This is a genomic window from Microbacterium paulum, from assembly GCF_015707995.1.
Classification (GTDB): Bacteria; Actinomycetota; Actinomycetes; order Actinomycetales; family Microbacteriaceae; genus Microbacterium; species Microbacterium paulum.
The window spans coordinates 1-5,384 of record NZ_JAAGRY010000105.1 but is presented as its reverse complement, the minus strand read 5'-3'; the positions used below and the strand labels follow the sequence as shown (position 1 = coordinate 5,384).

Sequence of the window (5,384 nt, the reverse complement as noted above, 5' to 3'; positions counted from 1 at the left end):
CTCGCCCCACGCGCCGCCGCGCTCGGCGAGCACTTCGGCCGCCGCACGCCCCGGCGGTGCCTCCGACACCTCGGCGGCGACGTCATCGCCCGAGTCGGCGAGCAGCCCCCACGCCCTCGGCGGCGTCACGCCCGCTTCGAGCAGCACGGCCAGTCGCTGCACCGAGGCCGCCGCGTCCGCGGCATCCGTCGTCTTCGTCGTCACGGCAGCACCTCGACTCCGAGCCGGCCGTCGTCGAGCACCGGGCGCGCGAACCCGGCGATGCGCCTCACCCCGTCGGCGCCGCGTTCGACGTGCACGACGACGCCGATGGCGCTGACCACCTGCCTCGCCGTCGCGTGATCGTCGAGCCCGGCGAGCGCGCCAAGGGCGTCGAGGCGGGCGGGAAGGTCGCGGATGCTGCCGGCGTGCACGGTTCCCGCGCCGCCGTCGTGCCCGGTGTTGAGCGCCATGAGCAGTTCGCGCACCTCTTCGCCGCGGCACTCCCCCACGACCAGTCGGTCCGGGCGCATCCGCAGGGCCTCGCGCACGAGGCGCGCGAGCGGCACGGCCCCCGCGCCCTCGAGGTTCGGCTGGCGCGCCTCGAGCCGCACGTGATGCGGATGCGAGATGCGCAGTTCGGCGACGTCTTCGATCGTGACGATGCGCTCCGACGCGGGCACGCGTCCGAGCAGCGCCGCAAGGAGGGTGGTCTTGCCCGCGCCCGTCGCACCCGTCACGAGCAGGTTCGCGCGCTGCGCCACAAGCGCCTCGAGCCGCGCGCCGGTGGCGGCATCGAACATGCCCCGCCGGCCGAGCTCGTCGAGGTCGGGAACGTCGACGTCGGGCAGGCGGATCGAGATCGCCGCCCCCGAGCAGGCCACCGGCGGCAGCACGGCGTGCACGCGGGCGCCGTGCTCCCAGCGCACGTCGACGAGCGGCGTGCCGTCATCGAGGTGTCGACCTCCGACGCCGATGAGGGCGACGGCGAGCGCGCGCAGCTCGTCGGCACCCGCCCGCCACCCCGGCACCGGCTCGACGCCGCGGCCGCGGTCGACGAACAGCCCGTCGGTGCCGTTGACGAACACGTCGGTCACGGCCGGATCGGAGAGCACGTCGCGCAGCGGCGCGAGGGCGGGATGATCGGGCAGTTCGCGCCGCGCGGGCGGGCGAGCAGGCGCCGCGGCCGGCTGCACCCGCACGGCGAGCACATCGGACACACCGAGCACACCGAGCGCAGGCGTCGCGGCGCTCGCAGCGCGGGCGAGAGGGGCTGCGCGGCGCACCGCTTCGGGAACGCGGGGCCGGACGACGAACGCTTCGGACATGCCCCGACGGTAGGCCCGGGCACCGCCGCCGAGCCCTGCGCGGGCGTGATCGGTGGAGAGACTCCCCGATCTCCCCATTGGGGAGGAGGCGATGACGGGCCGCCCGCTCGCGCCGCCACCGGCGCAACAAAAAAGGGCGGCATCCCATTGGGGGAATGGGATGCCGCCACACGCAGCGCCCCAAGTGGGGGGTGGGCGCTGCGACGCCAGAATCAGAAGTTCGGCCGCTCATGAGCATACGCAGGGATTGTCAGGACCCAGATCGAAAACCCGCCTCTGCGCGGAGATATATCGGTCGGCTGTCCGAGCCGCTCCTTACTATCGGCGGTAGTGGCCCGGGGCGGAGGTATGACTAGATGACGGAATCGTCCCGACCTACGTCCCCTCCGGGGAACCTCGCCGCAAAGGAGCGCGCAAGATGAGCAGCCAGATCGACCACCTGCTGACCGAGAACCGCCGGTTCGCGCCGTCGCCCGACTTCGCGGCCGCCGCCGTCGGAGCGGCCGACCTGTACGACCAGGCCGACGCCGACCGCGAGGGGTTCTGGGCCGAGCAGGCCCGAGCCCTGCACTGGCACACGCCGTTCGCGCAGGTGCTCGACTGGTCGAACCCGCCGTTCGCGCAGTGGTTCGCCGACGGCGAGCTCAACGTCGCCTACAACTGCCTCGACCGGCACGTCGAGGCGGGTAACGGCGACCGCGTCGCGCTCCTGTGGGAAGGCGAGCCCGGCGATTCGCGACGCATCACCTACGCCGAGCTCACCGACGAGGTCAAGCGCGTCGCGAACGTGCTCGAAGACCTCGGCGTCGTCGCGGGCGACCGCATCGCGATCTACCTGCCGATGATCCCCGAGGCGATCGCCGCGATGCTCGCCGTCGCGCGCCTCGGCGCGATCCACTCCGTCATCTTCGGCGGCTTCTCGGCCGACAGCCTGCGCACCCGCATCGACGACGCCGGCGCGAAGGTCGTCATCACGGCCGACGGCGGCTACCGCAAGGGCCGCGTGTCGCCGCTCAAGCCCGCCGTCGACCGGGCGCTCGCCGACCGCGGCAACGGTCCGCAGGCCACCGTCGAGCACGTGCTGGTGGTGCGCCGCACCGAGAACGAGGTCGGCTGGAGCGAGGGGCGCGACCTCTGGTGGCACGAGGCGGTGGCCTCGGCATCCGCCGACCACGTCGCCCAGCCCTTCCCCGCCGAGAACCCGCTGTTCATCCTCTACACCTCGGGCACGACCGGAAAGCCCAAGGGCATTCTGCACACGTCCGGCGGCTACCTGACCCAGGCGTCGTTCACGAACCGCGTGGTGCACGACATCCACCCCGAGACCGACGTGTTCTGGTGCACAGCCGATATCGGCTGGATCACCGGGCACTCCTACGTCACCTACGGACCGCTCGCCAACGGCGCGACGCAGGTTCTCTACGAAGGCACACCGGATGCCCCGCACCCGGGCCGCTGGTGGGAACTGGTGGAGAAGTACGGCGTCACGATCCTCTACACCGCGCCGACCGCGATCCGCTCGTTCATGAAGCTCGGGCGCGAGATCCCGAACCGCTTCGACCTGTCGTCGCTGCGCCTGCTCGGCTCGGTCGGCGAACCCATCAACCCCGAGGCGTGGATGTGGTACCGCCACGTCATCGGCGCCGACCAGACCCCGATCGTCGACACGTGGTGGCAGACCGAGACGGGCTCGATCATGGTGTCGGCCCTGCCCGGCGTCACCGAGACCAAGCCCGGCAGTGCGCAGGTGCCGATCCCGGGTATCGCGATCGACGTCGTCGACGACGCGGGCGAGCACGTCGGCAACGGCAACGGCGGGCTGCTCGTGATCACGAAGCCGTGGCCGTCGATGCTGCGCGGCATCTGGGGCGACCCCGACCGCTTCGTCGAGACCTACTGGGAGAAATTCCAGGACAAGGGCTACTACTTCGCCGGCGACGGCGCCCGCCTCGACGAGGACGGCGACATCTGGTTCCTCGGCCGCGTCGACGACGTCATGAACGTGTCGGGCCACCGCCTGTCGACCACCGAGATCGAATCGGCACTCGTGGGCAACGAAGCCGTCGCCGAGGCGGCGGTCGTGGGAGCGAACGACGAGACCACCGGCCAGGCGGTGGTCGCGTTCGTGATCGTCAAGCAGAGCTACCTCGAAACGCACTCGCCGGAAGGCCTCGCGGACGCGCTGCGCAAGTGGGTCGGCGAGCAGATCGGCCCGATCGCCCGCCCCCGCGACGTCTACATCGTCGGCGAACTGCCGAAGACGCGCTCGGGCAAGATCATGCGGCGCCTCCTCCGCGACGTCGCCGAAGGCCGCGAGGTCGGCGACACGACGACCCTCGCCGACACCGCCGTCATGAGTGTCATCTCGGCGCAGGTCAAGTAGCGGCGGTCCCGAACACGTCGTACCGCTGATCGCGGTGCGGGGCGTTCACCGTGCGGGTACGCTCAGCGCCCTCATCCGCTCGCGCACCGCGCGAAACACGGCGGGGCCGAACGGGAAGTCCCCGCCGTCCTCACCCACCAGCCGCATGACCTCGTCGCCGAGCGTGATGGAGAAGTTCACGATCATCCGCGCCTCGGTGGCGTGATCGGCGTCCGCCAGGCGAGCCGATGCCGGATGTGCATCGAGCCAGTTCACGATCACGTCCTGCAGTCCGGCGCGGCTCGTCCCGGCCGCCCACGACACCTTCGTCGCCGTGCCCGGTTCCCGGGCAAAAAGCGCGAACCGCTTGCGCAGGAGTTCGTCGTCACCCTGCCCGCGGACGGTCTCCATCACGATCCGCGAGGCGGCGATCACGAGGTCGTCTCGGTGCGCGCTCAGGATGCGCTCAGTGAGCACAGGGTCGTAGACCAGGGCGGATCCGAAGATCGCGTGCTCGAGCGAGGGGAAGTAGTTGAAGAACGTGCTGCGCGACACCATCGCCACTTCGCAGATGCGGTCGACCGTCACGGCGTGAACGCCTTCCTCATAGGCGATTCCGACCGCGGCCTCCTCCATGGCCCGACGCGCGACGCGCATCTTTTTCTCGCGGAGCCCTTCCGTCATCGCCGTCCCTTCTCTCTGTTCATCCCACCCTAGATCAACCTCCCTGGGTTGCGTACAAGTTTGGCCTGCGTCCATACTTAGCCATGAACCATCAGAAAGGATCGCCATGCCTCACACCGTCGCACGACGACGTCGGAATCTGCTCTCCCCGCTACGCACCGCAGGTGTGCTGTCCGTAGCCGCCGGCCTTGTCTTGGTGGGGCTGCCCGCGATCGCCAGCGCCGCGGAGTCCGAAGCAGGCCACATACTCATCACGACGACCCTCTCCGACGGGACGGCATCCGCTCCGCTCGGCGGCGCGACGGTGACCGTGCTCTCCACCGGCGAGTTCGACCAGGTCATCGCCACCGGCACCACCTCGGCAGACGGAACCGTGTCGGTGCGCATACCCGCGACGGACACCAGCTTCATCGCCGAGGCATCCTGGCCCGGCGCCGTCGGCGACCTCCTCGAACCCGCGGTGAGGAGGGAGTTCAACCCCACGCTGGGAGATGCCGTCACCCTCCCGCTGGAGGGCTCTTTCGGTGAGATCAGCGGCGCGGTGACCGCGACGTCGAATGCCTCCCCTCTCACCGACCTCTCGGGCGCGAGCGTCACCATCCTCAGTGGCGGCACGGCAGTGCAGCGTGCCGCCGTCGCCGCAAGCGGCGCATTCCGATCAGGATGGTTGCCGACGACATCCACCGCCGATTACAGCATCCGCTTCGAGCCGGCCACGGGATTCACGCTCGCGGATGCGCAGCCGTCGGACAATCCCGCCTTCGCGTTTCCCCGAGGCGAAGAGAGTCCCAGCCTCGTCCATGTGGCCCGCTCCTTCGCGCTCATCTCGGATACCGCAGCACCGACGCCCTCACCCACACCGACACCGACGCCCACCGCCACACCCACGCCCCCCCCCCCCCCCACACCCACCCCCCCCCCCCCCCCCACCCCCCCACCCACCATCAGCCCACAAAGGCCAACCCACCCCCCCCCCCCCCCCCCCCCCCCCCCCCCCCCCCCCCCCCCCCCCCCCCCCCCCCCCCCCCCCC

General features: G+C 71.0%; 4 protein-coding genes and 1 pseudogene. 1 reads left to right on the top strand and 4 read right to left on the bottom strand.

The features are described 5' to 3' along the window. Nucleotides 1-204: pseudogene (locus G3N18_RS15455) on the bottom strand (pilus assembly protein TadB); the annotation flags it as partial. Then, entirely contained in the window at nucleotides 201-1,307 is a 1,107-nt protein-coding gene (locus tag G3N18_RS15450; protein ID WP_196385142.1) for a TadA family conjugal transfer-associated ATPase, read from the bottom strand. The pseudogene G3N18_RS15455 and the gene G3N18_RS15450, both read right to left, overlap by 4 nt. A 418-nt stretch (nucleotides 1,308-1,725) precedes the next feature. Here G3N18_RS15450 and acs point away from each other — a divergent pair, with 418 nt between their 5' ends. Continuing rightward, nucleotides 1,726-3,690 carry an acetate--CoA ligase gene (acs, locus tag G3N18_RS15445; protein WP_196385141.1) on the top strand — a complete coding sequence of 655 codons (1,965 nt, stop codon included), beginning with the start codon at nucleotides 1,726-1,728 and terminating at the stop codon, nucleotides 3,688-3,690. Between the two features lie 45 nt (nucleotides 3,691-3,735). On the opposite strand, the gene G3N18_RS15440 is transcribed toward acs, so the two are convergent. After that, complete coding sequence (locus tag G3N18_RS15440) at nucleotides 3,736-4,326, bottom strand: TetR family transcriptional regulator (RefSeq protein WP_196385140.1); 591 nt, start codon at nucleotides 4,324-4,326, stop codon at nucleotides 3,736-3,738. A gap of 138 nt (nucleotides 4,327-4,464) precedes the next feature. Beyond that, nucleotides 4,465-5,037 (bottom strand): hypothetical protein, encoded by a 573-nt coding sequence (locus tag G3N18_RS15435; RefSeq protein ID WP_196385139.1) that lies wholly within the window; start codon nucleotides 5,035-5,037, stop codon nucleotides 4,465-4,467. Nucleotides 5,038-5,384: the final 347 nt, after the last annotated feature.

Coding starts and splice junctions, on each gene's coding strand:
- G3N18_RS15450 (WP_196385142.1), bottom strand. CDS start 1,307: ATGTCCGAAGCGTTCGTCGTCCGGCCCCGCGTTCCCGAAGCGGTGCGC.
- acs (WP_196385141.1), top strand. CDS start 1,726: ATGAGCAGCCAGATCGACCACCTGCTGACCGAGAACCGCCGGTTCGCG.
- G3N18_RS15440 (WP_196385140.1), bottom strand. CDS start 4,326: ATGCGCGTCGCGCGTCGGGCCATGGAGGAGGCCGCGGTCGGAATCGCC.